The organism is Micromonospora sp. HK10 (assembly GCF_000982955.1).
Lineage (GTDB): Bacteria > Actinomycetota > Actinomycetes > Mycobacteriales > Micromonosporaceae > Micromonospora.
This window is the reverse complement of record NZ_KQ058814.1, coordinates 74,742-100,502: the sequence shown is the minus strand read 5'-3', so window position 1 is coordinate 100,502 and position 25,761 is coordinate 74,742. Positions and strand designations below refer to the sequence as shown.

The following is a 25,761-nucleotide window of genomic DNA, read 5'->3' as shown; positions in this document are numbered from 1 at the left end:
CAAGCCGGTGCCGCTGGTCCGCTCGCTGACGCGCGCTCATGCCTGCGTGCCCCGGGCGGCCGCGGCGACCGCGATCCGCGCCGCCAGGTCGGCGTTGCGCAGGATGATCCGCACGTTCACCGCCAGGCTGGCGCCCTCGGTGGCCGAGTGGAAGTGGGCCAGCAGGAACGGGGTCACCGCCTTGCCGGTCACCCCCGCACGGGCCAGCATGGCCAGCCCTTCGGCCAGGGTCCGGTCGTGCAGCGCCGGGTCGAGCTGCTCGTCGGCCGGCAGCGGGTTGGCCACCACCAGCCCGCCATGGTGCACGCCCTGCCGGTCCCGGGCCCGCAGCACGTCGGCGACCTGCTCCGGCGACTCCACCGACCAGTCCAGGTCGAACCCGGCATCGGTGAGGTAGAAGCCGGGGAAGCGGCGGGTGCGGTAGCCGATCACACCCACCCCGAGGGTCTCCAGCCGCTCCAGGGTGGCGCCCACGTCGAGGATCGACTTCACCCCGGCGCAGACCACCGCGATCGGCGTCCGGGCCAGCGTGATCAGGTCGGCGGACTCGTCGAAGGTCTGCGCCGCCCCCCGGTGCACCCCGCCCAGCCCGCCGGTGGCGAAGACACCGATGCCGGCCGCCGCGGCCACCGCGCTGGTCGCCGCCACCGTGGTGGCGCCGTCCGCGCCGGTCGCCGCCGCCACAGCGAGGTCGCGTACGGAGAGTTTGCTCACTCCGTCGACGGTGGCGAGCCGGGTCAGCTGGGCGTCGTCCAGCCCCACGATCAGCTCGCCGGCGACCATGCCGATGGTGGCCGGCACCGCGCCGGCGTCCCGGACCGCCTGTTCGATCTGCCGCGCGACCCGCAGATTGTCCGGCCGGGGCAGGCCGTGCGAGACAATGGTGCTCTCCAGGGCGACGACCGGGCGCCCGTCGCGCAGGGCGTCAGCCACCTCGGTGCCGAAACTGATGTGAAAGTTGGTCACTTCCGCTACGTTACGGGCCGCCAACGGGCGGGCCTGCGGTGGACCGGCCCTGGCGGACCTGCGAAACTGGAGATTTGGAGGTGGGAAGTGAGTACAGAGGTTCTCGACCGGCCGGAGCTGAAGGACGCCGACACCGGGCCGGAGATGTTCCACTACGTACGCAAGGACAAGATCGCCGAGAGCGCGGTCATGGGCACCTTCGTCATCGCGCTCTGCGGGGAGACCTTCCCGGTGACCAAGGCGGCCAAGCCCGGTTCGCCGGTCTGCCCGAAGTGCAAGGAGATTTACGACTCCTGGGGCGAGTGATCGCGGGCGGCTCCGCCGCCCGCCCACGTACCCTCCGCCGGTGACCACCTCCACCGCCCTGCTCCTCGCCGACCTCACCGGGGTCGCGGTCTTCGCCGCCTCCGGCGCCTCCGCGGCGGTGGCCAAGCGGCTGGACCTGTTCGGAGTGATCCTCGTGGGCGTCGTCGCGGCCCTCGGCGGCGGCATCTTCCGCGACCTGGTGATCGACGAGGTCCCCCCGCTGGCCTTCGGCGACTGGCGGTACGCGGCCGCCGCGGCGATCACCGCCGCCGCCGTCTTCTGGCTGCACCCGCAACTCGTCCGGCTGCGCACCGCCGTGCTGGTGCTGGACGCGGCCGGCCTCGCCCTGTTCACCGTCACCGGCACGCTCAAGGCCCTCGACGCGCACACGCCGGCCGTCGGCGCCTGCATGATCGGCATGCTCACCGCGATCGGCGGCGGGCTCGCCCGGGACCTGCTCACCGGGGAGATCCCGGTGGTGCTGCGCCGGGAGATCTACGCCCTGGCCGCGCTCGCCGGCTCGATCGTGGTGGCCCTGCTGGTCCAGTACGGGCAGGCCACCCCGGTGCCGCTGAGCGCCGCCGCCGCCTTCGTCTTCCTGTTGCGCCTGGTGTCCCTGCGCCGCCGCTGGTCCGCCCCGGTGGCCACGCTGCGCCCGCCAGGTACCGGCACCCGGGGCCCGCAGGGCTGACCAGGGCTTCCCGGCGGCCGGTCGGGCTTGGTGGGCTGCGGTCGCCGACCAGGGCATCCGGCGGCCGGTCGGGCTTGGTGGGCGGCGGATCGCCGACCAGGGCTTCCCGGCGGTCGGACGGGCTTTGTCGGCTGCGGGCGACCGACCAGGGCTTCCCGGCGGCCGGTCGGGCTTTGTCGGCTGCGGTCGCCGACCAGGGCTTCCCGGCCGCCGGTCGGCTCCCTGGGCGGCGGATCGCCGGACGTCCCCGCCGTGTCGGGCCGCCCGCCGGCGGCCGCCCCGTTGCCCGGTCGCCCGGATGTGACCCGCGTGGCGTCGAGTGGGGAGAAGTGCCGCCGCTGGTTATGCTGAGTCGGCCTTCGCGGCACCCGATGCGCGAGGGCCTTTTCATGGGCGGCGGTACCCGTGGCCCTCGGCCCGGGACGACCGCCGCTCGCCAGCGGAGAGGAGCTACCCGTGGCACCGCGGTTGCCGGCGCTCGAGACGTTCCCGCCCCTGCGTGCCTGGCAACGCAAAGCGATGGTGGAGTACCTGCGCCGCCGCACCGAGGACTTCACCGCGGTCGCCACCCCCGGCGCCGGTAAGACCACCTTCGCCCTGCGGATCGCCGCCGAGCTGCTGCACGACGGCACCGTCGAGGCGGTCACCGTGGTCGCCCCGACCGAGCACCTGAAGACCCAGTGGGCGCAGGCCGCGGCCCGGGTCGGCATCCAGCTCGACGCCGCGTTCCGCAACGCCGACCTGCACTCCGCCGCCGACTTCCACGGCGCCGTGGTCACCTACGCCCAGGTGGGCATGGCGCCGCAGGTGCACCGGCGGCGCACCATGACCCGGCGCACCCTGGTCATCCTCGACGAGATCCACCACGCCGGCGACTCGCGTACCTGGGGCGACGGCGTCAAGGCCGCGTTCGAGCCCGCGGTACGCCGGCTGATGCTCACCGGCACACCGTTCCGCTCCGACGACAACCCCATCCCGTTCGTCAGCTACGAGCGGGGCGGCGACGGGCTGCTCCGCTCCCGCGCCGACTCCGTCTACGGCTACTCCGACGCGCTGCGCGAGGGCGTCGTCCGGCCGGTGCTCTTCCTGGCGTACTCGGGGGAGACCCGGTGGCGCACCAACGCCGGCGAGGAACTGGCGGCGCGGCTCGGCGAGCCGATGACCCAGGACCTCATCGCGCAGGCCTGGCGTACCGCGCTGGACCCGGCCGGCGACTGGATGCCGCAGGTGCTGCGCGCCGCCGACGCCCGGCTCAGCGTGCTGCGCGCCAACGGCATGCCCGACGCCGGCGGCCTGGTGATCGCCAGCGACCAGCAGGTCGCCCGCTCGTACGCCAAGCTGCTGGAGCAGGTGACCGGCGAGAAGGCGGCCGTGGTGCTCTCCGACGACCAGGGCGCGTCCGCGCGGATCGCGACGTTCGCGGCGTCCGAGCAGCGCTGGCTGGTCGCGGTCCGGATGGTCTCCGAGGGGGTCGACATCCCGCGGCTGGCCGTCGGCGTCTACGCCACCAGCGCCAGCACCCCGCTCTACTTCGCCCAGGCGATCGGCCGGTTCGTCCGGGCCCGGCGGCCAGGGGAGACCGCCTCGGTCTTCCTGCCCAGCGTGCCGCACCTGCTCGGCCTGGCCAGCGAGATGGAGGCCGAACGGGACCACGTGCTGGGCAAGCCGAAGGACGCCGACGGCCTCGACGACGAGCTGCTGGAGCGTGCCCAGCGGGACGACCAGGCCAGCGGCGAGCTGGAGAAGAGGTTCGCGGCGCTCTCCGCCACCGCGGAGCTGGACCAGGTGATCTTCGACGGGGCCTCGTTCGGAACCGCCGCCCAGGCGGGCACCCCCGAGGAGGAGGAATACCTCGGCCTGCCCGGGCTGCTCACCGCCGACCAGGTCGCCCTGCTGCTCACCAAGCGGCAGGCCGAGCAGCTCGCCGCGCAGCGGCGTCGGGCGGCCCAGCAGACCGCTGAGCCGGCCGCTGACGCCCCGGCGGCGCCGCCGGCCCCGATGAGTGCCGCCCAGCGCCGCGTGGCCCTGCGCCGCCAGCTGAACGCCCTGGTGGCCGCCCGACACCACCGCACCGGCGTGCCGCACGGCAAGATCCACGCCGAGCTGCGCCGGCTGTGCGGCGGCCCGCCCAGCGCCCAGGCCACCATCGAGCAGCTCGAAGAACGCATCGCCACCGTGCAGACCCTCTGACGGCGGTCGCGCTCCCCCGTACGCCGGGACTGCCCGACCTGCCCCAATCGGCGCCGTTCCGGCGGTGTGAGGCCCCGATATGCCGCAATCGGTGCCGTGGTGGCTTGGGGAGGCCCCGACGTGCGGCATTCGGTGCCGGCGTGTGGGCATGTGGTGGCCGTCAGGGTGCGGGGAGGCGCCGACATGCGGCATTCGGTGCCGTGGTGGCGTGGGGAGGCCCCGATGTGCGGCATGCGGTGCCGGCGTGTGGGCATGCGGTGCCGTCAGGGTGCGGGGAGGCGCCCACATGCCGCATGCGGTGCCGTGGTCGCGTGGGGAGGGCCCGATATGCCGCATTCGGTGCGGTGGTGGCGTGGGGAGGGCCCGACGTTCGGCATGCGGGTGCCGGCGTGCGGCATGCGGCGCCGTGACGGTGCGGGGAGGCGCCGACATGCCGCAATCGGTGCCGGCGTGGCGCGGAGAGGCCCCGACGTGCGGCAATCGGTGCGCGGCCGTCAGGGTGCGGGGGACGGCGCCGGCGTGCCGCAGGCGGAGTCGAGCAGCGGTGGGGCCGACGGGCATGGAAAAACCGACCGGAGGCTACCCCTTCGGGTGCCTCCGGTCGGTTATGTCGAGTTGCGGATAGTTACTGACTCAGTTCGCCATCAGATCGGCGCCACGCCAGCTGAACTCCGGGTCCGTCGCGTACCGCACGGTGATCTTCACGAGATCCTCCGCGTACTTGTTCGCGTGGTGCCCACAGAACACCAGCTCGCTCCCACCCGCCAGAGTGATCCGGAGCTTGCCGGCAGCATTGCAGCGGTCGCACCGTTCATCGGCGGCCGGGGGGGCCACCGTCTCGGGCGGCGGCGTGAGGGTCGGGGTCATCGCCTTCCTCCTCTGGTCGTCACCGATGAACACTCTCTTCGGTTGCTCACCTATCGTGCAACACCCTTCTCGGGCCCTGCCTTCCCTGTGTGCCCGGCCGGGACCGAGGTCACACCTGGCGTGGAGGACAGTGTGCCGTGCACCAAGGGTGCCACGTCAACGATCACAAACGCGCAACCGACAGGTCACCGAAGAGTGTTCTACGGCTGGTGATCAAACCGACACGGCCGGTTGACGCGTGTGGTCAGTCCAGGTAGTCGCGGAGCACCTGGGAACGCGACGGGTGCCGCAACTTGGACATGGTCTTGGATTCGATCTGCCGGATGCGCTCCCGGGTCACGCCGTACACCTGGCCGATCTCGTCCAGGGTGCGCGGCTGGCCGTCGGTGAGGCCGAAGCGCAGGCGCACCACGCCCGCCTCACGCTCGGACAGGGTCTGCAGCACCTGCTGGAGCTGGTCCTGCAGCAACGAGAACGACACCGCGTCCACGGCCACCACGGCCTCGGAATCCTCGATGAAGTCGCCGAGCTGGCTGTCGCCCTCGTCACCGATGGTCTGGTCGAGCGAGATGGGCTCCCGGGCGTACTGCTGGATCTCCAGCACCTTCTCCGGGGTGATGTCCATCTCCTTGGCCAGCTCCTCCGGGGTGGGCTCGCGGCCCAGGTCCTGGAGCAGCTCCCGCTGGATCCGGCCGAGCTTGTTGATCACCTCGACCATGTGCACCGGGATGCGGATGGTGCGGGCCTGGTCGGCCATGGCGCGGGTGATGGCCTGGCGGATCCACCAGGTGGCGTAGGTGGAGAACTTGTAGCCCTTGGTGTAGTCGAACTTCTCGACCGCGCGGATGAGGCCGAGGTTGCCCTCCTGGATCAGGTCGAGGAAGGCCATGCCACGGCCGGTGTACCGCTTGGCCAGCGAGACCACCAGCCGCAGGTTGGCCTCGAGCAGGTGGTTCTTGGCCCGCTCGCCGTCCCGGGAGATCCACAGCAGGTCACGCTGCATGTCCCGGGTGAGCTTCTCCTCGCCGTCGTCGGCGGCGCGCAGGCGCTCGGCGGCGTACAGGCCGGCCTCGATCCGCTTGGCCAGCTCGACCTCCTGCTCGGCGTTGAGCAGCGGCACCTTGCCGATCTGCTTCAGGTACGCCCGCACGGAGTCGGCGGAGGCGGTCAGCTCGGCGTCGCGACGCGCCTGCTTGAGCGCCTCGGACTCCTCGTCGTCCCACTCGAAGTCGTTCTCGGTGGCGGAGCTGGCCGCGTCGGCCTCGGCGGCCTGGGTCAGCTCGGCCGGCTCCTCGACGACCACGTCCTCGATCTCGGCGGCCAGTTCCTCCGGGTCGATGTCGCCCTCCGGGCCCTCACCCTTCGGGGCGGTCTTCGCCGCGGCGGTCTTGGCGGCCACGGTCGCCTTGGTGGCCCGGGTCGCCTTGGTCGCCTTCGCCGGAGCGACAGCCTTGGTGGCCGCCTCGGCGGTGGTGCCGGCGGCCTTGCGGGCGGTCGCCTTCCGCGGGGCCGGCGCCGGGGCCTCCTCGGCGGCCGGCGCCTGCTTCGGCGCCGGCGCGGCGGCCTTCTTGGTGGTCTTGGCGGTGGTGGCCCGCGAGGCGGGCGTGGCCGAGCGGGCGGCGGCCACCCGGCGGCGGGTGGTGGCGGAGCCGTCCACGACCACCGTCACGCCGGCTTCGGAGAGCGCGCGGAGGATCTTCTTGGCCTGGGCCGGGGTCACCTCAGCGGACTCGACGGTGCGCGCGAGCTGGGCCGACGTGAGCTGGCCACCGGCGCTCTGCGCGTGGGCGATCAGGGTGTCGGTGAGCGAGCGAACGTCGGCGCCGGTCTGGCGGGGTTCTGTCACGAATGACCTTCCGGAGGCGAAGAGCGAGCACGGCCGGGTCGTCCGGCGCAGCACGGAACGCCGTGCCGGGCGAGTCGTTGAGGGACCCCCGTGTCCCGGGCCGACCGGTCGCTGGCGGTCCGTGGCGCGTGGGCAGGGTGAATTGTAACGCCGTCTGCGGCGATCATCCCGCGCCGCACGGCGACCGACGGTCTGGACCGCCGATTCGGCGCAGATGTGGACTTTGTAAGGATGATACTCGCGCACGGTCCGGGCGGCCCCGGTCGTGCGGGAAGGGGATGAAACATGATCCGCTCGGCGCCGACGCCGCGGGAACTGCTGGAGATCGCCGTCACGGTGGCCCGGGACGCCGCGGCCACCGCGCACCGGATGCGCGCCGAGGGGGTGTCGGTCGCCGCGACCAAGAGCACCGTCACCGACGTGGTCACCGCCGCCGACCAGGCGGTGGAGCGGCAGGTCGTCGACGCGTTGCGGGCGCTGCGCCCCGACGACGCCGTGTTCGGCGAGGAGTACGGCGCCGGGCCGACCGGCCAGGCCGTCGAGGGCGGGGTGCGCTGGGTGGTCGACCCCATCGACGGCACGGTCAACTACCTCTACGGGCTGCCCTACTGCGCGGTCTCGCTGGCCGCCGAGGTCGACGGGGAGGTGGTGGCCGGGGTGGTGCGCAACGTCGCCACCGGCGAGGAGTGGACCGCCACCGCCGGCGGCGGCGCCTGGCGGGAGGGCACCCGGGTCCGCTGCTCCACCGAGACCGACCTCGGGCAGGCGCTGGTCGCCACCGGGTTCGGCTACGACGCCGGCCGGCGCGCGCACCAGGCCCGGGTGGTCGCCGAACTGATCCCGCACGTCCGGGACATCCGCCGGATGGGCGCCGCGGCCCTGGACCTCTGCCTGGCCGCCGAGGGCCGGGTCGACGCCTACTACGAGAAAGGGCTGGCCGCCTGGGACCTGGCCGCCGGTGGGCTGGTCGCCCGGGAAGCGGGGCTGCGGGTGACCGGGCTGTCCGGCAAACCGGCCGGTCCCGACCTGGTGATCGCGGCGCCGCCGGCGCTCTTCGACCCGCTGCACACCCGGCTGGCCGCCCTGGACGCCTCGGGCGGCCCCTGACCGGCCGCGCCGGCGGGCAGGGCGGCGGATCCGCCGGGGCCCGGTCGCGCTCGGTGCCCGGACCCGGCGGCCGGCTGGCCGCGGATGGATGGCGGGGCCACGGGCCGTCGCGTGTGGCCGGGTGGCGGGGCCGCCGGTGGTCGCGGGTGGCCGAATAGCGGGGCTCTGAGGGCCGTCGCCGGTGGCCGGATAGCGGGGCTCTGAGGGCCGTCGCGGGTGGCCGGACAGCGGGCCCTGAGGGCCGTCGCGTGTGGCCGGGTGGCGGGGCTCGCTGGGCCGGCGGGGTTACTTCTTGATCGGCGCCGGGCAGGTGCCGGTCGGGGCCTCCGGCGCGCCGAGGTCGCCGAGGGACTGGTTGACCTCGGTGGTGGTGGCGAGTTGCTGGAAATTGCTGCCAAGGACCACGTCGACCGTGTCGTCCTTGCGGTTCGCCTCGAAGACCGGCTTGGCCTCGTTGAGGAAATAGGCCTTCAACAGGTGCGCCGAGCCGACCCCCTTCGGGCCGAACCGCAGCACCGCGACCTCGTCCACCTTCTTCTTGTCGCTGGCGACCTTCTTGACCTGGAACTTGCGACTGCGCAAGTCGTCCGCCACGCTGCCGGCCAGGCCCGCCTCGTCGGTGCCGTTCAAGACGTTGATCTTGACGTCCTTGGGCTCGCGCAGGGCCACGTCGGCCAGCGGCCAACCCTTGGGGCAGCCCTCGGCGGTGCCGGCCTTGCTCTGGGTGTCCCGGACCAGCGCCACCACGACGAAGACCAGGGCGACGACCGCCAGCAGACCGACGACAACGAGTGCCCGCACTCGCGCAAAACTCATCAGGGCGCTCCCCAGACCGTGATTGGGTGGCGGCCGCCGCCGGCCGTCGAGTACGCCGCTGAGGTTAACGGTTGTCCGGCGGTCGCGTGGAAACAGTCCGACATGCCGGCGCGCCACCCGGGGAACGGGTAGTACTACCCCTATCTTCGTGTCGCCTGAGTCACATTGGGAACAACTTCGGGCGTAGGGGCGTACATCTCTGCCACGAGGGCGGTATACATGCCTCGCCCAAAGGGGGGGTAAGGTTCCGCGCTCGCTGGGGGAGTTCCTCTCCGGCGAACTCGGCCCACGGATCGTGGGTCGGGTGACCGACACATGTGGTGGCCGGCCAGTGGAACCGAAACAGCGTCCTCCGGCGTTACAACCGGAAGCGACCACATCGATATGGGAGAGTGAAACCGATGGCCACCGACTACGACGCCCCGCGTCGCGACGAGGTCGACCTCGGCGAGGACAGCCTGGAAGAGCTCAAGGCCCGACGCGTCGACTCACAGTCGGGCGCCGTGGACGTCGACGAGGCCGAGGTGGCCGAGAGCTTCGAGCTGCCCGGCGCCGACCTGGCCGACGAGGAGCTCACGGTCAAGGTGCTACCGATGCAGCAGGACGAGTTCCGGTGCGGCCGCTGCTTCCTGGTCCACCACCGCAGCCAGCTGGCGGTCGAGCGTAACGGCGAGCTGATCTGCCGCGAGTGCGTCTGATCACGACCCGGCTCACCGGCGGCGGCCTCCTCGACGGGGCCGCCGCTGTTCGAGCCGCCGTGCGCCGTCGGCCGGAAGCTGCTTGACTCGTAACGGCGGCTGCCACGCCGCGCGAGGCAGGGAGGGCGGACGGGTGAGCGAGCGCAGCGAGCGAACCACTCGGCTCGGCGTCGGGGCGCCGCGCGGCGCCGGGGAGCGCATCGGGGCAGCGGCATGAGCGGCCGCGGCGACGGCCCGGACGCCGGGCGCACCGACCGCAATGGCGGGACCGACGGCCCGGACGCCGGGCGGGCCAACGGCAGCGGCGGGGCCGAAGGGCTGGACGCCGGCAGCGGCGAGGCCCAAGGGCTGAACGCCGGCCGCGGCGGAGCCGGGCAGCCAGCGCCGGACGTACCGGCCGAGGAGGCCGACCAGCTCGGCGCGACCGTGGCCGCGCTGACCGCCGACGACATCGCGCCGGCCCGACGCCGGCAACTGCTGACCCGGCTGGTCGGCCAGGCGCGCGCCCGGGGCGTCACCGACCTGTTCAAGCCGAAGGCGGCCGTCCGCTGGATGGCGGATACCGTCGCCGACGTCGCCCCGCACGTGCCGATCCGTGACCTGGCCACGCTCCGGCGGCACTTTCCCGACCTCGACGACGACGCGCTGGCCGAGCGGCTGATCCGTAACGCCGCCCGGGCCACCGCCGGGGTCGGAGCGGCCGGCGGCGGGGTGGCCGCGGTGGAGTGGGCGGTCACCCCGACGTTGCTCTCCGCGCCGGTGCTGCTGGCCGCCGAGACGGTCGCCGTGGTGGCGATCGAGCTGAAGCTGATCGGCGAGCTGCACGAGGTCCACCACGTGCCACTGCCCGCCGGTGGCACCCAGCGGGCGGTCGCCCTGATCCAGTCCTGGGTCACCCAGCGCGGGGTCAACCCGATGATGCCCGGGGTCGGGGTGAGCGCGGTGCTCGGCACCGCGGCCCGCCGGGAACTGCGGGACAGCCTGCTGCGCCGGTTCGGCCGGAACCTGACCACCCTCGGGCCGTTCCTCACCGGCGCGGCGGTCGCCGGCTACCTCAACCGGCGGGCCACCCGCAGCCTCGCCGACCAGCTCCGCCGGGACCTGCGGCAGCAGGGCCGCGAGCTGCGCGGCGGCCGCCCCGCACTGCCCTGACCCGGCCCAGGCCGGCGCGCCGCGGTGACTCCGCGCCGCGATCAGTCCGCCGCCCGGGTGAGTCCGTGCCGTGGTCAGTCCGTGCGGTGGTTGGTCCGCGCCGCGATCAGTCCGACGTCCGGATGAGTCCGTGCCGGGAGCAGCCCGCGCCGCGATCGGTCCGCGCTGTGGTGGGCCCGTGCCGCGAGCAGCCCGCGCTGCGATCGGTCCGCGCGGTGGTGGGCCCGTGCCGCGAGCAGCCCGTGCCGGGAGCAGCCCGGGCTGCCGGTCAGCCGGCGTCGCGGGCGGCGAGGATCGCCGTGGCCAGCGCCACCGGGCGCCGGGTGCTCACCACCCAGAACGGGGTCGGGTCGGCCGGGTCGGCCAGCACCACCTGCACCGCGCCGCCGACCCAGGGCCGCTGGACCACGAAGGCCAGCGGATCGGCCCCGACGCCGAGCACCTCGCGCCGTCCGGCCACGTCCAGCGGGACCACGTCGGCCACGTACCGCAGCGGGAGGTGGGCGTCGTCCACCCACAGCTCGCCGTCGCGCACCGCCACCCGGATCCGGCCCAGCCAGGCCAGCCCGGCCACCGCCGCGGGGATCAGCAGCAGGAAGGGCAGCCAGGCCCGGACGCCGCTCGCGCCCAGCCACAGCTCCGCAGCGAGCAGCCCGGCCACGGCCAGCCCGGCCGGCCACGCCCACCAGGGCAGGGTGAGCCGCTCCGCGTACTGCGGGGCGGCCACCGGGGACGCCGGGGCGGGCGAGGAGGTCGACTGGCGCACAGTCCGAGGGTACGGCGCACGACGCCGCGGGCAACCGGCAGGATGGCAGGGTCACCCCCGCTCGGACCGGACGGAAGAGGAAGACCGTGACAGACGTCGTACCCGTGCCCGTACGACAGCTCGACCCGGAGCTGCCGCTGCCGGCGTACGCCCATCCCGGCGACGCCGGCGCGGACCTGGTGGCCGCCGCGGACGTGGAGCTGCCCCCGGGCGGCCGGGCCCTGGTCCCGACCGGCGTGGCCATCGCGCTCCCGGAGGGGTACGTCGGGCTGGTCCACCCCCGATCGGGGCTGGCGGCCAGGCTCGGCGTGACCGTGCTCAACGCGCCCGGTACGGTCGACGCCGGCTACCGGGGTGAGATCCTGGTCAACCTGATCAATCATGATCGGGACGTCCCGGCGAAGATCAGCCGGGGCGACCGGATCGCGCAACTCGTCGTCCAGCGGGTCGCGCGGGCCGATTTCCAGCCGGTGGCGGAGCTGCCCACGTCCCGGCGCGGCGCCGGCGGGCACGGATCCACCGGCGGGCACGCCGGGCTGGTGCCGGCGCCGGCGGGCGGGCAGCCGGAAGAGGTGGCAGGGTGAGTGCGAACAGCGGAGGGTGGGCGCAGTGATCTTCTCCCGAAAGCGGGCCGACGGCGCGCGGCACGCGCGTGACGAGCGGAGCGACGAGCTCCTCGACTCCGGGGCCGAGGAGAGCCCGCAGACGCCGTCCCGGGGCCCGTACGACGTCTCCGAGGCGCCCGACGCGGTCCGGCTGGACCTGGGCAGCCTGCAGATTCCGGCGGTGCCGGACGTCGAGGTGCGGGTGCAGGCCGACCCGCAGGGCGTGATCCAGCAGGTGGTGCTGGTGCACGGGCCGAACGCGCTGCAGCTCGGCGTCTTCGCGGCGCCCCGCTCCGAGGGCATCTGGGACGAGGTGCGCGAGGAGATACGGCAGTCGTTGTTCAACGACGGCGCCGCCGCCCAGGAGGTCGAGGGGGAGTACGGCACCGAGCTGCGCGCCCGGGTGCGTACCCCGGAGGGCGTCACCGACCTGCGGTTCGTCGGCATCGACGGGCCGCGCTGGATGGTCCGCGGCGTCTTCCAGGGCGACGCGGCCACCGATCCGGCCGCGGCCGGCCCGCTCGCGGCCTGCCTCGACGGGCTGGTGGTGGACCGGGGCCTGGAGGCCAAGCCGGTCCGCGAGCCGCTGCCGCTGCGGCTGCCCCGCGAGGTCGCCGAGCAGCAGGCCGGGGCGCAGGAGCAGCACGAGGCATGATCGTCGGGCCCGGTCCCGTCGGCTCCGGCCGGCGGGTGCCGGGCCCGTCGCGTGCCGGCACCCCGGTCGGTACGACCGGCCGACGCCGCTCCCGCCGGTGGGCCGGATCGGCGTACGCTGGCGGGACGGTTCCGGCATCGGAGCCGGCCAGTGCCGGCGCCGACCGGCCGGGGTGGAGAGGGTGACGCGGAGGTCATGACGACCGACGAGGGCCGGGTGTCGCTGCGGCGGCTCCTGCATCGGCTCACCGCGAGCGAGTCCGAGATCGAGGCGCAGGAGCTGCGCCGGGAGAGCGCCCAGAGCGGCGGCATGCCCACCCACCAGTGCAGCCGGGGCCAGGTCGTCTCGGTCGCCGGGCGGCTGCGCACGGTGGTCTACACGCCCCGGACCAACCTGCCCACCCTGGAGGCGGACCTGTACGACGGCAACGACGTGGTCACCCTGGTCTGGCTGGGCCGCCGGCACATCGCCGGCATCGAGCCGGGCCGGCACCTCACGGCCCGGGGCCGGGTGGCCGTCCGGGACGAGCGCAAGGTGATCTACAACCCGTACTACGAGCTGGAGTCGCCGAAGTGACGACCGGACAGCAGGGCACCACCGACCCGGCCCTCGGGCCCGAGGACGCGCCGCTGCCCAGCCTCGCCGAGCAGATGGCCGACCAGCTCGGCGGCTGGCGCGGCCTGGTCGAGTCGAGCATCCCGGTGGTGGTCTTCGTGCTCGCCAACGTGATCGGCGAGCTGCGCCCCGCGGTGATCGCGTCGGTGGCCGTGGCCCTGCTCATCGCCGGGCTGCGGCTGGCCCAGCGCCGGCCGGTCCGGCACGCGGTCAACGGCCTGGTCGGCATCGCGATCGGCGCGGCCATCGCCTGGCGCACCGGTGACGAGCGGGACTTCTACCTCCCCGGCATCCTCTACGGCATCGGCTACGGCCTGGCCCTGCTGGTCTCGGCGGCGGTCCGGCAGCCGCTGGTCGGCTGGATCTGGTCGGTGCTGGTGGCCCGGGGCCGCTCCGAGTGGCGGGACGACCCGCGGCTGGTCCGCACCTTCACCCAGCTCACCGTGCTCTGGGGCGTGGTCTGGCTGGCCAAGGTGGGCGTGCAGGCCGGGCTCTACCTGGCCCACCAGGACACCGCCCTGGGCGTGGCCCGGCTCGCCCTGGGCTACCCGCCGTACGCGCTGCTGCTGCTGATCACCGTCTGGGTGGTGCGCCGGGTGACCCGGGAGACCGCGCCGGCGCCGCTGCCGGGCGCCTGAGCGCCTCCAGCCGCACGTGAAGCCCGGCCGGAGGCCGTGGCGGGCGCGGCCCGGGTAGGCGACGCTCGGCCGGTCAGCCGCCGTTGCGGTTGCGCTCGGTGCTGCCCGCTCCGAGGATCACCGCCCGGACCTCGTCCTCGACCGCCGCCGTGCAGACGAAGATCAGCTCGTCGCCCACCTCGATCGGGTCGTCCGGGCTGGGCACCAGCACCCGCTTGCCGCGCAGGATCGCCACCAGGGCGGCGTCGCGGGGGATCGGCACGGCGTGGATGGGCTGCCCGACGTAGGGCGCGGCGGGCGGCAGGGTGATCTCGACGAGGTTCGCCTCGCCCTGCCGGAAGGTCATCAGCCGGACCAGGTCGCCGACCGTGACCGCCTCCTCGACCAGGGCGGCCATCACCCGCGGCTTGCTCACCGCGACGTCGACCCCCCACTGCTCGGTGAAGAGCCACTCGTTCTCCGCCCGGTTGACCCGGGCCACCACCCGTGGCACCGCGAACTCGGTCTTGGCCAGCAGCGACACCACCAGGTTGACCTTGTCGTCGCCGGTGGCGGCCACGACCACGTCGCAGCCGGCCACGTTGGCTTCCTCCAGGCTGGTCAGCTCGCACGCGTCGGCGAGCACCCAGTCGGCGGCCGGGACCCGGTCGGGACGGAGCATCTTGGGCTGCCGCTCGATCAACATCACCTGGTGCCCGTTGTCGATCAGCTCCTGGGCGATCGACCGGCCCACGTTGCCGGCGCCCGCGATGGCGATGCGCATCGCTCAGTGCCCTCCTTCCGGCGGCGCCGCCGCCCCCGAGGTGACCGAGTTGACGATGTCGTCGGTCACCAGCATGAAGACCTGGTCGCCCTCCTGCACCACGGTGGAGGCGGTGGGAAGGGTGCCGATCCCGAACCGGATGAGGTATGCCACCCGGGCGCCCGCCGACTCCTCGAGCTGCCGCAGGGACCGCCCGACCCAGTCCTTGTGCACCGGCACCTCGATGATCGAGACGGTGCTGGTCGGGTCCCGGAAGATCTCGACGTTGCCCTCGGGGACCAGGTGGCGCAGCATCCGGTCGGCGGTCCACCGGACGGTGGCCACGGTGGGGATGCCGAGGCGCTCGTAGACCTGGGCGCGGCGCTGGTCGTAGATCCGCGCGGCGACCCGGGAGACGCCGAAGGTCTCCCGGGCCAGCCGGGCCGAGATGATGTTGGAGTTGTCGCCGCTGGAGACCGCCGCGAAGGCATCGGCCCGCTCGATGCCGGCCTGGCGCAGCACCTCGCCGTCGAAGCCGGCCCCGGTGACCGTGATGCCGGCGAAGTCGGGCCCGAGGCGGCGGAACGCGTCCGCATCCTGGTCGATCACCGCCACCGAGTGTCCCCGGGACTCCAGGCTGTGCGCCAGGGTCGACCCGACCCGGCCGCAGCCCATGATCACGACATGCACGGTCCGCTCCTCCCACGGTGCCGCCCGCTGGCCCGTCGTCTGCGAGCCTGCCACGTCCCCGCCGCCGGCGGGTGACCGACCGTACCCCGCCCGCGCGGACGGGGGTGATCAGGCACCCCACCGCCCGGCGGCGGCTGGCCGTACCCTTGGCGGTTGTGGCCCGACCCACCTCGCTGCTGAAGCGACTCCTCCTCGGTCGACCGTTCCGGTCCGACCGTCTCCAGCACACCCTCCTGCCCAAGCGGATCGCGCTGCCGGTCTTCGCCTCCGACGCGCTCTCCAGCGTCGCGTACGCGCCGGACGAGATCCTCTTGACGCTCTCCATCGCCGGGGCGTCGGCGTTCTTCTTCTCCCCCTGGATCGCGCTCGCGGTCGTCGTGGTCATGCTGACCGTGGTGGCCAGCTACCGGCAGAACGTGCACGCCTATCCCTCGGGCGGCGGCGACTACGAGGTGGCCACGGTCAACCTGGGGCCGCGTGCCGGTCTCGCGGTGGCCAGCGCCCTGCTGGTGGACTACGTGCTGACCGTGGCCGTGTCGGTCTCCTCCGGGGTGGCGAACCTCGGCTCGGTGGTGCCGTTCGTGGCCACCCACAAGGTGCTGATCGCGGTCAGCGCGGTGGTGCTGCTCACCGCCATGAACCTGCGCGGCCTGCGGGAGTCCGGCACCGCGTTCGCCGTACCGACCTACGGCTTCGTGATCGTCATCGGCGGCATGCTGCTCACCGGGCTGTTCCGGATCTTCGTCCTCGGTGACGAGCTGCGCGCGCCCAGCGCCGGCCTGGAGATCCACGCCGAACACAGCGTGACCGGCTTCGCCCTGGTCTTCCTGCTGCTGCGTACCTTCTCCTCGGGCTGCGCCGCGCTTACGGGCGTGGAGGCGATCTCCAACGGGGTGCCCGCGTTCAAGGCCCCGAAGTCGAAGAACGCGGCGACCACCCTGCTGCTGCTCGGGGCGATCGCGGTGAGCATGCTGGTCGGCATCATCTGGCTGTCCCGGCTGACCGGGCTGCAGTTCGTGGAGAACACCTCGCAGATCGTGTCCGGCCCCGACGGGTACGTGCAGAAGACCGTCACCACCCAGCTCGGGCAGACCGTCTTCGGCGACGGCTCGGTGCTGCTCTACGTGGTCGCCGGGATGACCGCGCTGATCCTGTTCCTGGCCGCCAACACCGCCTTCAACGGCTTCCCGGTGCTCGGCTCGATCCTGGCCCAGGACCGCTACCTGCCCCGCCAGCTGCACACCCGGGGCGACCGGTTGGCCTTCTCCAACGGCATCGTCTTCCTCGCCGTCTTCGCGGTGGTGCTGATCATCGGCTTCCAGGCCGAGGTGACCCGGCTGATCCAGCTCTACATCGTCGGGGTGTTCGTCTCGTTCACGCTCTCCCAGGCCGGCATGATCCGGCACTGGAACCGGCACCTGCGTACCGAGCGGGATCCGGAGGCGCGGCGCCGGATGGTGCGCTCCCGGGCGATCAACACCTTCGGCATGGCCCTGACCGGCGTCGTGCTGATCATCGTGCTGGTCACCAAGTTCCTGCTCGGCGCGTGGATCGCGATCGTCGCCATGGCGCTGATGTACGTGGTCATGCTGGCCATCCGCCGGCACTACGACCGGGTCGCCGCCGAGCTGGAGCCGACCGAGCAGCGGGCCGTGCTGCCCGCCCGCAACCACGCCATCGTGCTGGTCAGCAAGCTGCACCAGCCGACCCTGCGGGCCATCGCGTACGCCCGGGCGACCCGGCCGGACACGCTCACCGCGGTGACCGTGAACGTGGACGAGAAGGACACCCGCGATCTCCAGGCCGACTGGGAGCGGCGGGAGCTGCCGGTGCCGCTGACGGTGATCGACTCCCCGTACCGGGAGATCACCCGGCCGATCCTCAACTTCGTCGCCTCGGTGCGCCGGGAGTCGCCGCGCGACGTGGTCACCGTCTTCATCCCCGAGTACGTGGTGGGCCGCTGGTGGGAGAACCTGCTGCACAACCAGAGCGCGCTGCGGCTCAAGGGGCGGCTGCTCTTCGAGCCGGGGGTGATGGTGACCAGCGTGCCGTGGCAGCTCGCCTCGACCGCCACCAAGAACCTGGACCGGCTCGACGCCACGCTGAGCCGGGGGCCGGCGCGCGGGCCCCGGGTGGCCCCGCGCAGCACCCTCCCGCCGACCGTCCCGCCGGCGGTCTCCGCGCCGCCCGGGGAGAACGCCCCGGGGACGGGGGAGCGCCGGTGAGCGCGCCCGCCCGGTCCGGGCTGGAGGAGGCCGAACGGGTCGAGCTGACCGTCGACGCGATCGCCCCGAGCGGGCACTGCGTGGCCCGGGTCGACGGGCAGGTGGTCTTCGTCCGGCACGCGCTGCCCGGTGAGCGGGTGGTCGCCGAGGTCACCGAGGTGCACCGCGGCTTCGCCCGGGCCGACGCGGTGGAGATCCTGGCCGCCGCCCCGGACCGCGTGGTGCCGCCCTGCCCGTACGCCCGGCCGGGGGTGTGCGGCGGCTGCGACCTGCAGCACGTCGCCCCGGCCGCCCAGCTCGACTGGAAGGCCACGGTGGTACGCGAGCAGCTCACCCGGCTGGGCGGGCTCACCGACAGCCAGGTCGACGCGCTCGGCGTCCGGGTCGAGGCGCTGCCCGGGGGCGTGCTGGGCTGGCGGTCCCGGGTCCGCTACGCGGTGGACGGGGCCGGCCGGGCCGGGCTGCTCAAGCACCGCTCGCACGAGGTGGTGCCGATCGACCGGTGCCTGATCGCCCACCCGGCGATCCAGGAGCTGCCGGTGCTCGCCCCGAGCGGCGCCCGCTGGCCGGACGCCGACGCGGTGGAGACGGTCGCCTCGACCGGCGGGGATGTCAGCGTAGTGGCGTACGCCGACGGGGCGCCGACCCAGGTCAGCGGGCCGGAGTTGGTCCGCGAGGTGGCCGCCGGCCGGGACTGGACGCTGCCCGCGGCCGGCTTCTGGCAGGTGCACCCGGCCGCGGCGGACACCCTGGTCGGCGCGGTCCTCGACCTGCTCGACCCGGCCCCCGGCGAGACCGCCTGGGACCTCTACGGCGGCGCCGGCCTGTTCGCCGCGGCGCTCGCCGGCCGGGTGGGCGACGCCCGGGTCACCCTGGTCGAGTCGAGCCCTGGCGGGGCGGCGGCGGCCCGGGCCAACCTGGCCGACCTGCCCCGGGTCGAGGTGGTCGCCGCCCGGGTGGAGGCCGCGCTGGCCCGCCGCCGGATCACCGGCCCGGTCGACCTGGTGGTGCTCGACCCGCCGCGCTCCGGCGCGGGCGCCCCGGTGGTGCGGGACATCGTCGCCGCCGGCCCGCGCGCGGTCGGGTACGTGGCCTGCGACCCGGCCGCGTTCGCCCGGGACGTGCGCGCCTTCACCGGGGCCGGCTGGCGGTTGGCCGCGTTGCGCGGGTTCGACCTGTTCCCGATGACCCAGCACGTCGAGCTGATCGGGCTGTTCCTGCCACCCGGCAGCTGACTAACCTGGCCCGATGAAGATCGTCGGGCTGATGTCGGGCACCTCGTACGACGGGGTGGACGTGGTGGCGGCCGAGTTCACCCGGGACGGGGAGACGCTGCGGCTGCGCCCGCTCGGGCACCGCGGCCTGGACTACGACGCGGGCCTGCGCGCCGAGATCGGCGCGCTGCTGCCCCCGGCGGCCACCAGCATCGAGGCGGTCTGCCGGCTGGACAACCGGCTCGGCGAGGTCTTCGCCGAGGCGGCGGCGGTCGGCGTGGAACTGGCCGGCGGCCGGGTGGACGCGGTCGTCTCGCCCGGGCAGACCGTCTTCCACTGGGTCGAGGCGGGCCGGGTCCGGGGCACCCTCCAGCTCGGCGCGCCCGCCCGGGTGGCCGCGCGGGTGGGCGTACCGGTGCTGCACGACCTGCGCTCGGCGGACGTGGCGGCCGGCGGCCAGGGTGCTCCGCTGGTGCCGGCCTTCGACGCGCTGCTGCTCGACCCGGGCGTGCCGGGCCCGGACAGCACCGCCGGGCCGCAGCCCGGCGGGACCGGTGTGCCGGGCCCGGACGGCGCCGCCGCGCCGGGCTCGCCGGGTGGGGTCGGGCCGCGGGCGGCGCTCAACCTGGGCGGGATCGCCAACCTCACCGTGGTCGCGCCCGGCGCGCCCGTCCTCGGCTACGACGTGGGCCCGGCCAACGCCCTGCTGGACGCCGCGGCCCGGCGCTTCCTGTACCGACCCTGCGACACCGACGGGGCGCGCGCCGCGGCCGGCCGGGTGCACGACGGGCTGCTGGCCCGGCTGCTGGCCGAGCCGTACTACGCCGCGCCGCCGCCCAAGTCGACCGGCAAGGAGCTGTTCCACGCCGGCTACCTGGACGCCACGCTGGCCGCGCTGGGCGAGCCGGTGGCCGTCGACGACGTGCTGGCCACGCTGACCGAGCTGACCGCCCGGACCGTCGCCGACGCCTGCGACCGGCACCGGGTCACCGAGGTCGTCGCCGCCGGTGGGGGAGTGCGCAACCGCACCCTCCGGGCCCGGCTGGCCGCGCTCGGCCGGGGGCGGTGGCGGCTGCGGACCACCGACGAGCTGGGGGTGCCGGCCCAGGCGAAGGAGGCGTACGCGTTCGCACTGCTCGGCTGGCTCTCCTGGCACGGCCTGCCCGGGGCGATCCCGTCGGTCACCGGGGCGTCCCGGGCCGCCGTACTGGGTTCCTGGACCCCGGCCGGTCCGCCCGTCACGGCGTCTCCGGCGGCGCCGCCCCGCCGGCTGGTCGTCGTCACCCCGTGAACCGGGCCCCCACCTGGGAAGATCTACGGCCGAGCTGCGGGCTGTCGGCTGGCCGATAGACTCTCCGGTCATGAGTGTTGAAGAGGGCACGGCCAACCACGGCCGGCTGCTGGGCAGCGTCCGGGGTCCGCAGGACGTGAAGCGGATGACGGCCGAGCAGCTGGACATCCTCGCCGCCGAGATCCGTGACTTCCTGATCGCCAAGGTCTCCCGCACCGGTGGGCACGTCGGCCCGAACCTGGGTGTGGTCGAGCTGACCCTGGCCATGCACCGGGTCTTCGACTCGCCGCGCGACCGGCTCCTGTTCGACACCGGACACCAGGCCTACGTACACAAGATCATCACCGGCCGGCAGGAGGGCTTCGACAAGCTCCGCCAGCGCGGTGGCCTCTCCGGCTACCCGAACCAGGCCGAGAGCGAGCACGACCTGATTGAGAACTCGCACGCCTCCACCGCGCTCTCCTACGCCGACGGGCTGGCCAAGGCGTACGCGCTGCGCGGTGAGAAGCGGGCCGTGGTCGCCGTGGTCGGTGACGGCGCGCTCACCGGCGGCATGTGCTGGGAGGCGCTGAACAACATCGCCACCGCCGGCAACCCGCTCGTGATCGTGGTCAACGACAACGGCCGGTCCTACTCGCCGACCATCGGCGGCCTCGCCGACCACCTGTCGTCGCTGCGGCTCAACCCCGGCTACGAGAAGGTGCTCGACACCGTCAAGGACGCGCTCGGCAACACCCCGTTCGTCGGCAAGCCCATGTACGAGGTGCTGCACGCGGTCAAGAAGGGCATCAAGGACGCGGTCGCCCCGCAGGCCATGTTCGAGGACCTCGGCATCAAGTACGTCGGCCCGGTCGACGGCCACGACGTCCCCGCCGTCGAGACGGCGCTGCGCGCCGCGAAGAACTTCGGCGGCCCGGTGATCGTGCACGCGGTCACCCGCAAGGGCTACGGCTACCGCGCCGCCGAGGAGGACGAGGCGGACCGCCTGCACGGCCCGGGCGGCGCGTTCGACATCGAGACCGGCAAGCTGCTCGCCGCGCCGTCGGTGAAGTGGACCCACGTCTTCGCCGACGAGCTGGTGAAGGTCGCCGACGAGCGGCCCGACGTGGTCGGCATCACCGCCGCCATGGCCGAGCCCACCGGCATCGCCACCCTGGCCCGCAAGTACCCCGAGCGGGTCTACGACGTGGGCATCGCCGAGCAGCACGCGGCCACCTCGGCCGCCGGCCTGGCCATGGGCGGCCTGCACCCGGTGGTCGCCGTCTACGCCACCTTCCTCAACCGCGCCTTCGACCAGGTCCTGCTGGACGTGGCGATGCACAAGCTGCCGGTCACCTTCGTGCTGGACCGGGCCGGCATCACCGGCCCGGACGGGCCCAGCCACTACGGCATCTGGGACATGTCCGTCTTCGGCGTGGTGCCCGGGCTGCGCATCGCCGCGCCCCGCGACTCCGCCACCCTGCGCGAGGAGCTGCGCGAGGCGGTCGCCGTGGACGACGGGCCGACCATCCTGCGCTTCCCGACCGGCACCGTCGCCGCCGACCTGCCGGCCCTGCGCCGGGTCGGCCCGGTCGACGTGCTCGCCGAGTCGGCCCGTACCGACGTGCTGCTGGTCGCGGTCGGCTCCTTCGCCGGCCTCGGCACGGAGGTCGCCACCCGGGTCGCCGAGCAGGGCTACGGGGTCACCGTGGTCGACCCGCGCTGGGTCCGCCCGGTCCCGGCCGAGCTGGTCGAGCTGGCCGCCGGGCACCGCCTGGTCGTCACCGTCGAGGACGGGGTCCGGGTCGGCGGCGTGGGTTCGGCGCTGGCCCAGGCGATGCGGGACGCGGATGTCCGGGTGCCGGTGAAGGACCTGGGCGTGCCGGCCGGCTGGCACCCGCACGGGACCCGGGCGCAGATCCTGGCCGACCTCGGCCTGACCGCGCAGGACGTGGCCCGCGACGTGACCGGCTGGATCTCCGGCCTGGACGCGCAGTCGGTCGATCCCCGCCAGCCCGACCAGGCCGCCGCCCAGAACTGACGCGTCACCCAGCCCGGACGGCCCCGGCACGGTCGGGGCCGTCCGGGCTGCCGGTGGCGTGCGGCGATGAGTGGGCGTTGATCCAGGCCAGGAGGCGGTCGAGACGCTGCCTTCCTTCGTCATCGACGAGGTCAACGCCGCGCTGCTGCTAGACCGGATGTGGCAGCTGCGCGGCAACATCACGGCGTACGTCGCCGCGGCGGAGATGCTGGCCTGCCCGCTCGTGACAGGTGATGCCCGGCTCGGAACAGCGAACGGTGTGCGCCGCGAGGTACGGCTGGTCGGCGTCGCCTGAGGACCGAAGTCGCCTCCCGGCTAGCTGAGGCGAGGGCATCGGCAGCCGGACGGCACATCCCGCCCTGGCCGCGCTTTCGCGGAGGTGATCAAGGGGTTTGGGTCCGGGTGGCGTCGCGAGCTGACGCAAACTCCTTGATCACCGGGGCCGGGGCCGGGGCCGGGGCCGGGGCCGGGGGCGGGGGCGTCAGCCGACGGGGCCGAGCCGCTTGGCCAGGTCCAGGAAGGACCGCCACGACGCGGGGCTGAGGTGCAAGGTGCCGCCGTCGCGGTCCTTGGTGTCGCGGACCAGCACGACACCGGGCAGGTTGTCGGCGACCTCCACGCAGGAGCCGCCGTTGCCGCCGGACCGGGTCGACTTGCGCCACTGAGGGGTGGTCACGTCCATGACTTCGCCACTTCCTTGATCCGCTCGATGGACTGGCGGCGGGGGAGGGCCTCGTTCCGCACAATCTCCCACGTCTTCGCCAGCCTAGCAACGTCGGCCGGCGCATCGACGATCTGCGCGGTGAGCTGGTTGTCCGCATGGGCCACGCGGGTGCCGTCGGGCAGTTCGGCGATGATGAACTGGCCGGCCAGCCCGAGGTACATGCCGGCGTCGACCGGCACCACGTGCAGCTGGACGTGTTCGAGCGCGGCCAGCTCCACCAGGCGGTCGACCTGTTCCGCCATCAGGCCCGGCGCGTCGAGCACCGGCCGGCGGAGCACCGACTCGTCCACGACCGCGATGAGCTGCGGCGGGCGCTGGCGGCTCAGGATCGCCTGCCGCTCCAGCCGGCTCGCCACGATCCGGTCGCACTCCTCGGGCGTGAATCGGCCGCCCGCCAGCGTGGCGCGGGCGTACCGTTCGGTCTGGAGCAGGCCCGGCAGGTAGGCCAGCTCGAACCAGCGCAGCGTGGTCGCCTCCCGCTCGAACTCGATCCACTCGCGCAGCCAGACCGGATGGGTGTCCAGCGGCGCCAGCTCGCGGAGCATCCGCTCGAAGCGGCCCCCGGTGGCGAACTGGTCGTCGATCGCCTTGGTGTATTCCCTGGTCGGGGCGCGTCCGCCGGTCTCGACCGAGCTGACGTGCGACCCGGAATAGCCGATCTTCCGACCGAACTCCTCCTGACTCAGGTTGACCGACACCCGGAACAGGCGCAGCTCGCCGAGCACGTAGTTCGTTGCGGTCCCCATCGCTTCCCCAACCTCTGCCCAGTCGTGACGGCGGATTGCCCATGGCTGCTCAACTCCCCGTCCGACCTGCACGGATGGGGCGAGCATCTGTCGACAGTAGTCGGGTCGTCAGCAGACTGTCACCGGTGCGAATTCCCGCCCATGGTCCCCTTCGAGGAGGTTCCAGTGCGTATCCGATGGTTCCGACGGCAGAGCCCCGCGCGCGTGGCACCGGTGTCCTGCCGGCCCGCGTGGGCCTGGCAGCCCACCGCGTCGCTGCCCCGCATCGAGTCCGGTCGTGCCGGCAACCTGACCCCGGCGCAGCAGTGGCGCGCGAACGGGGGCCGCCCGTGATCACGACGAGGCTGCCGACGCCCGGACCGGGGCCCGTGCCCGACCGCCCCCGCAGCTACGGGCCCAGCACGCCGCACACTCCGCTGCGCCCGTCGTGGGCCTGCCGGGCCGACGGTGAACCGTGGCCCTGCGCGCACGCCCGGCTCGCCCTCAAGGCCGAGTACGACCGCAACCTTCCGGCCCTGACCATCTACCTCGCCGGCCTCATGTACGAGTCGATGCGCGACCTGTACCACCTGAACCCGCACGACGGTCCCGGTCCGCAGCAGATGTACCGGCGTTTCCTCGGGTGGAGCCCGTTCCGGCGGGCGATCGTCGAGCTACCGGAATGAGCAGGTGCTCGGTCACCAGGTCGGGAAGGTGGCGGGTCGTGGGTCAGGTCCGCCGAGCCGACGACCAACGACGGGTCAGCGGCCGCCGACCGAGCGGTACCAGGTCTTGTCCGTGCCGGCCAGGCTGAACGTCTGCGTGCGTTCCGGCTCCGGCACCACCACCAGCCCCGGGCGCTCCACCAGGCGCTGCGTCCCCGGCGGGGCGGCGAACGAGGCGTCCTGGTTGGTGCGCCAGCTCAGCACCGCCACCGGCTGCCCCGGCACCGGCAGGTGATAGGCCTGCAGGGTGGTGGACCGGTCGGCCGGGGAGAACACCGGCGGGCCGCCGTCGGCCGGCCGGTAGACCACCGCGGTCATCGTGTCGGAGGCGCTCTCCCAGGTCAGCTGCTCCAGGTCGCCCGGCGCACCGCCACCCAGCGCCACCTCGCCCAGCGACCGCACCGCGATTTTCGCCATCGGCCAGGAGTCCGGCGCCGAGCGGGGCGCGCTCCGGTCGCCGATCCGCCGCGGGATGCTGCCGAACGGGCCCTTCTCGCCGGCCAGCGCGCAGGTGTCCAGTCCGGCCAGGGCGCGCCGGCCGGAGCCGGTCTCGTCGCGGACCAGCGGGTAGCGCGGGTCCGTGATGCCCGTACCCAGGTCGAGGACGCGGTCGGCGGCCCGGCCGCGCGGCAGCGACCGGGTGGCCCGCAGCGTCGCGGTCAGCTGTACCGCCTGGCAGGCCGGCACGGCGACCGGCTCGGTGAGGCCGTCGGTGCGGGGCAGCTCCCGGCCGTCCGGACCGAGCAGCCGCTGCACCCGGGCCGAGAGCAGGTAGCGGCGGCCGTCGCCGGCCCGGACCGGCAGCACGTCGGAGTAGACCAGGTAGCCGGGGTCGGTGTACTCGGTGGCGTGGTCGACCCGCCAGCGGTCCCCGTCGCGGCCCAGTTGCAGCAGCCACGAGGCGCTCTCGCCGGGCACGTCGGCGGCGACCACGGCCAGCGGCGCGCCGCCGGCCAGACCCGACCAGAGGATGCCGGACGAGGGCAGGTGCGCCCGGTCGTCGACCGGGGAACGCCAGTCCCGCACCGCCCGGGTGATGCCGGCGGTGGCGGCGCCGTCGCGGGCCAGGCCGCCGCGGGGCGGCCAGACGGTGAGCGGCCCGTCGACGCTGTCGTAGCCGACGCGCAGGTGCGCCGGCTGCCGTTCGGCGACCGGCCCGCAGCCGGCCGCGGCCAGCAGCAGGATCAGCAGTGCGGTGGCCGTCGTGCCGCGTCGGCGGACTGAAGCCACCTGTGCGCCCCCCGATCGCGTCGCCGGTCGTGTTCGGAAGCCACATGGTACGAGACGACCCGCCGTCCGGCCGCGACCGGCTCACCTCTTCGGCGGGTCCCACAAGGGACGGCCGTGGCGATTCGTGGTCAATTGCCGATTCCGGTAGACTCCGCCGACTGTGACGCCTCCCGAGCCCCGTGGCGAGTCGCCGCCGGATGCCGACGCCCCGACGGGCTCCGCCTCCGTCACCCTCGCCGACCCGCCGGAGACCCTCG

26 protein-coding genes are annotated in these 25,761 nt (G+C 74.0%); 16 read left to right on the top strand and 10 right to left on the bottom strand.

Going from position 1 to position 25,761, the window contains the following annotated elements; genetic code table 11:
• Positions 1 to 36: 36 nt before the first annotated feature.
• Complete coding sequence (locus LQ51_RS13735; protein WP_046565795.1) at positions 37 to 966, bottom strand: pseudouridine-5'-phosphate glycosidase; 930 nt, start codon at positions 964 to 966, stop codon at positions 37 to 39.
• A gap of 87 nt (positions 967 to 1,053) precedes the next feature.
• On the opposite strand from LQ51_RS13735, the gene LQ51_RS13730 reads away from it, so the two are divergent.
• From LQ51_RS13730 to LQ51_RS13720, 3 genes are all read left to right on the top strand, one after another.
• The gene (locus tag LQ51_RS13730) at positions 1,054 to 1,272 is read left to right on the top strand and encodes a DUF3039 domain-containing protein (protein WP_046565792.1); all 219 of its coding nucleotides are present in this window, start codon (positions 1,054 to 1,056) and stop codon (positions 1,270 to 1,272) included.
• A 40-nt stretch (positions 1,273 to 1,312) separates the two neighbouring features.
• Complete coding sequence (locus LQ51_RS13725; protein WP_046565790.1) at positions 1,313 to 1,963, top strand: trimeric intracellular cation channel family protein; 651 nt, start codon at positions 1,313 to 1,315, stop codon at positions 1,961 to 1,963.
• A 456-nt stretch (positions 1,964 to 2,419) separates the two neighbouring features.
• On the top strand, positions 2,420 to 4,153 hold the full coding sequence (locus LQ51_RS13720) for a DEAD/DEAH box helicase (RefSeq protein ID WP_046565788.1): 1,734 nt from the start codon (positions 2,420 to 2,422) through the stop codon (positions 4,151 to 4,153).
• Positions 4,154 to 4,786: 633 nt separating this feature from the next.
• Here the strand turns inward: LQ51_RS13720 and LQ51_RS13715 are convergent.
• Positions 4,787 to 5,020 carry a DUF7455 domain-containing protein gene (locus LQ51_RS13715; RefSeq protein WP_036374862.1) on the bottom strand — a complete coding sequence of 78 codons (234 nt, stop codon included), beginning with the start codon at positions 5,018 to 5,020 and terminating at the stop codon, positions 4,787 to 4,789.
• Positions 5,021 to 5,264: 244 nt separating this feature from the next.
• Positions 5,265 to 6,866, bottom strand: coding sequence for an RNA polymerase sigma factor (locus LQ51_RS13710; RefSeq protein WP_046565786.1), 1,602 nt, complete (start codon positions 6,864 to 6,866; stop codon positions 5,265 to 5,267).
• Between the two features lie 285 nt (positions 6,867 to 7,151).
• On the opposite strand from LQ51_RS13710, the gene LQ51_RS13705 reads away from it, so the two are divergent.
• A complete protein-coding gene (locus LQ51_RS13705; RefSeq protein WP_046565783.1) occupies positions 7,152 to 7,973 on the top strand; it encodes an inositol monophosphatase family protein in 822 nt (273 codons plus the stop codon).
• Positions 7,974 to 8,258: 285 nt separating this feature from the next.
• Here the strand turns inward: LQ51_RS13705 and LQ51_RS13700 are convergent, their stop codons facing one another.
• Positions 8,259 to 8,774: a LytR C-terminal domain-containing protein gene (locus tag LQ51_RS13700; RefSeq protein WP_197087703.1), complete on the bottom strand. Its 516-nt coding sequence runs from the start codon at positions 8,772 to 8,774 to the stop codon at positions 8,259 to 8,261.
• A 416-nt stretch (positions 8,775 to 9,190) separates the two neighbouring features.
• Here LQ51_RS13700 and LQ51_RS13695 point away from each other — a divergent pair, with 416 nt between their 5' ends.
• Positions 9,191 to 9,487, top strand: coding sequence for a DUF4193 domain-containing protein (locus LQ51_RS13695; RefSeq protein ID WP_046565779.1), 297 nt, complete (start codon positions 9,191 to 9,193; stop codon positions 9,485 to 9,487).
• Between the two features lie 213 nt (positions 9,488 to 9,700).
• Complete coding sequence (locus LQ51_RS13690) at positions 9,701 to 10,639, top strand: hypothetical protein (RefSeq protein ID WP_231605739.1); 939 nt, start codon at positions 9,701 to 9,703, stop codon at positions 10,637 to 10,639.
• A 268-nt stretch (positions 10,640 to 10,907) separates the two neighbouring features.
• Here the strand turns inward: LQ51_RS13690 and LQ51_RS13685 are convergent, their stop codons facing one another.
• On the bottom strand, positions 10,908 to 11,405 hold the full coding sequence (locus LQ51_RS13685; RefSeq protein ID WP_046565778.1) for a DUF3093 domain-containing protein: 498 nt from the start codon (positions 11,403 to 11,405) through the stop codon (positions 10,908 to 10,910).
• An 86-nt stretch (positions 11,406 to 11,491) separates the two neighbouring features.
• Here LQ51_RS13685 and dut point away from each other — a divergent pair, with 86 nt between their 5' ends.
• The 4 genes from dut (at position 11,492) to LQ51_RS13665 (ending at position 13,918) form a co-directional block, all read left to right on the top strand.
• Entirely contained in the window at positions 11,492 to 11,989 is a 498-nt protein-coding gene (gene dut / locus LQ51_RS13680; protein ID WP_046565776.1) for a dUTP diphosphatase, read from the top strand.
• A gap of 25 nt (positions 11,990 to 12,014) precedes the next feature.
• Positions 12,015 to 12,665, top strand: coding sequence for a DUF3710 domain-containing protein (locus tag LQ51_RS13675; protein ID WP_046565830.1), 651 nt, complete (start codon positions 12,015 to 12,017; stop codon positions 12,663 to 12,665).
• A gap of 195 nt (positions 12,666 to 12,860) precedes the next feature.
• Complete coding sequence (locus tag LQ51_RS13670; RefSeq protein WP_046565773.1) at positions 12,861 to 13,241, top strand: OB-fold nucleic acid binding domain-containing protein; 381 nt, start codon at positions 12,861 to 12,863, stop codon at positions 13,239 to 13,241.
• Positions 13,238 to 13,918, top strand: coding sequence for a DUF3159 domain-containing protein (locus LQ51_RS13665; RefSeq protein ID WP_046565772.1), 681 nt, complete (start codon positions 13,238 to 13,240; stop codon positions 13,916 to 13,918). Before LQ51_RS13670 ends, LQ51_RS13665 begins: the two co-directional genes overlap by 4 nt.
• A gap of 73 nt (positions 13,919 to 13,991) precedes the next feature.
• Here the strand turns inward: LQ51_RS13665 and LQ51_RS13660 are convergent, their stop codons facing one another.
• A complete protein-coding gene (locus LQ51_RS13660; RefSeq protein WP_046565771.1) occupies positions 13,992 to 14,681 on the bottom strand; it encodes a potassium channel family protein in 690 nt (229 codons plus the stop codon).
• 3 nt (positions 14,682 to 14,684) lie between these two features.
• Positions 14,685 to 15,350 (bottom strand): potassium channel family protein, encoded by a 666-nt coding sequence (locus LQ51_RS13655; RefSeq protein ID WP_046565770.1) that lies wholly within the window; start codon positions 15,348 to 15,350, stop codon positions 14,685 to 14,687.
• 155 nt (positions 15,351 to 15,505) lie between these two features.
• Here LQ51_RS13655 and LQ51_RS13650 point away from each other — a divergent pair, with 155 nt between their 5' ends.
• The 5 genes from LQ51_RS13650 (at position 15,506) to LQ51_RS31260 (ending at position 22,395) form a co-directional block, all read left to right on the top strand.
• Positions 15,506 to 17,575 (top strand): APC family permease, encoded by a 2,070-nt coding sequence (locus LQ51_RS13650; protein WP_046565828.1) that lies wholly within the window; start codon positions 15,506 to 15,508, stop codon positions 17,573 to 17,575.
• Positions 17,572 to 18,810, top strand: coding sequence for a class I SAM-dependent RNA methyltransferase (locus tag LQ51_RS13645; RefSeq protein ID WP_046565769.1), 1,239 nt, complete (start codon positions 17,572 to 17,574; stop codon positions 18,808 to 18,810). Before LQ51_RS13650 ends, LQ51_RS13645 begins: the two co-directional genes overlap by 4 nt.
• Before the next feature lie 13 nt (positions 18,811 to 18,823).
• Complete coding sequence (locus LQ51_RS13640; RefSeq protein ID WP_046565768.1) at positions 18,824 to 20,080, top strand: anhydro-N-acetylmuramic acid kinase; 1,257 nt, start codon at positions 18,824 to 18,826, stop codon at positions 20,078 to 20,080.
• 70 nt (positions 20,081 to 20,150) lie between these two features.
• Positions 20,151 to 22,100, top strand: coding sequence for a 1-deoxy-D-xylulose-5-phosphate synthase (gene dxs, locus LQ51_RS13635; protein ID WP_046565767.1), 1,950 nt, complete (start codon positions 20,151 to 20,153; stop codon positions 22,098 to 22,100).
• 70 nt (positions 22,101 to 22,170) lie between these two features.
• Positions 22,171 to 22,395: a PIN domain-containing protein gene (locus LQ51_RS31260; RefSeq protein WP_052744870.1), complete on the top strand. Its 225-nt coding sequence runs from the start codon at positions 22,171 to 22,173 to the stop codon at positions 22,393 to 22,395.
• Between the two features lie 186 nt (positions 22,396 to 22,581).
• Here LQ51_RS31260 and LQ51_RS13625 read toward each other — a convergent pair whose 3' ends face one another.
• Both LQ51_RS13625 and LQ51_RS13620 read right to left on the bottom strand, forming a co-directional pair.
• Positions 22,582 to 22,782, bottom strand: a complete 201-nt coding sequence (locus LQ51_RS13625) for a DUF397 domain-containing protein (RefSeq protein WP_369799853.1) — start codon at positions 22,780 to 22,782, stop codon at positions 22,582 to 22,584.
• Positions 22,773 to 23,570, bottom strand: a complete 798-nt coding sequence (locus LQ51_RS13620; protein ID WP_046565765.1) for a helix-turn-helix domain-containing protein — start codon at positions 23,568 to 23,570, stop codon at positions 22,773 to 22,775. The genes LQ51_RS13625 and LQ51_RS13620 overlap by 10 nt, the downstream gene beginning before the upstream one ends.
• Before the next feature lie 368 nt (positions 23,571 to 23,938).
• Between LQ51_RS13620 and LQ51_RS13615 the strand changes: the two genes are divergently transcribed.
• Positions 23,939 to 24,235, top strand: coding sequence for a hypothetical protein (locus LQ51_RS13615; protein ID WP_231605738.1), 297 nt, complete (start codon positions 23,939 to 23,941; stop codon positions 24,233 to 24,235).
• 75 nt (positions 24,236 to 24,310) lie between these two features.
• Here the strand turns inward: LQ51_RS13615 and LQ51_RS13610 are convergent, their stop codons facing one another.
• Positions 24,311 to 25,504 (bottom strand): hypothetical protein, encoded by a 1,194-nt coding sequence (locus LQ51_RS13610; protein ID WP_046565764.1) that lies wholly within the window; start codon positions 25,502 to 25,504, stop codon positions 24,311 to 24,313.
• Positions 25,505 to 25,761: the final 257 nt, after the last annotated feature.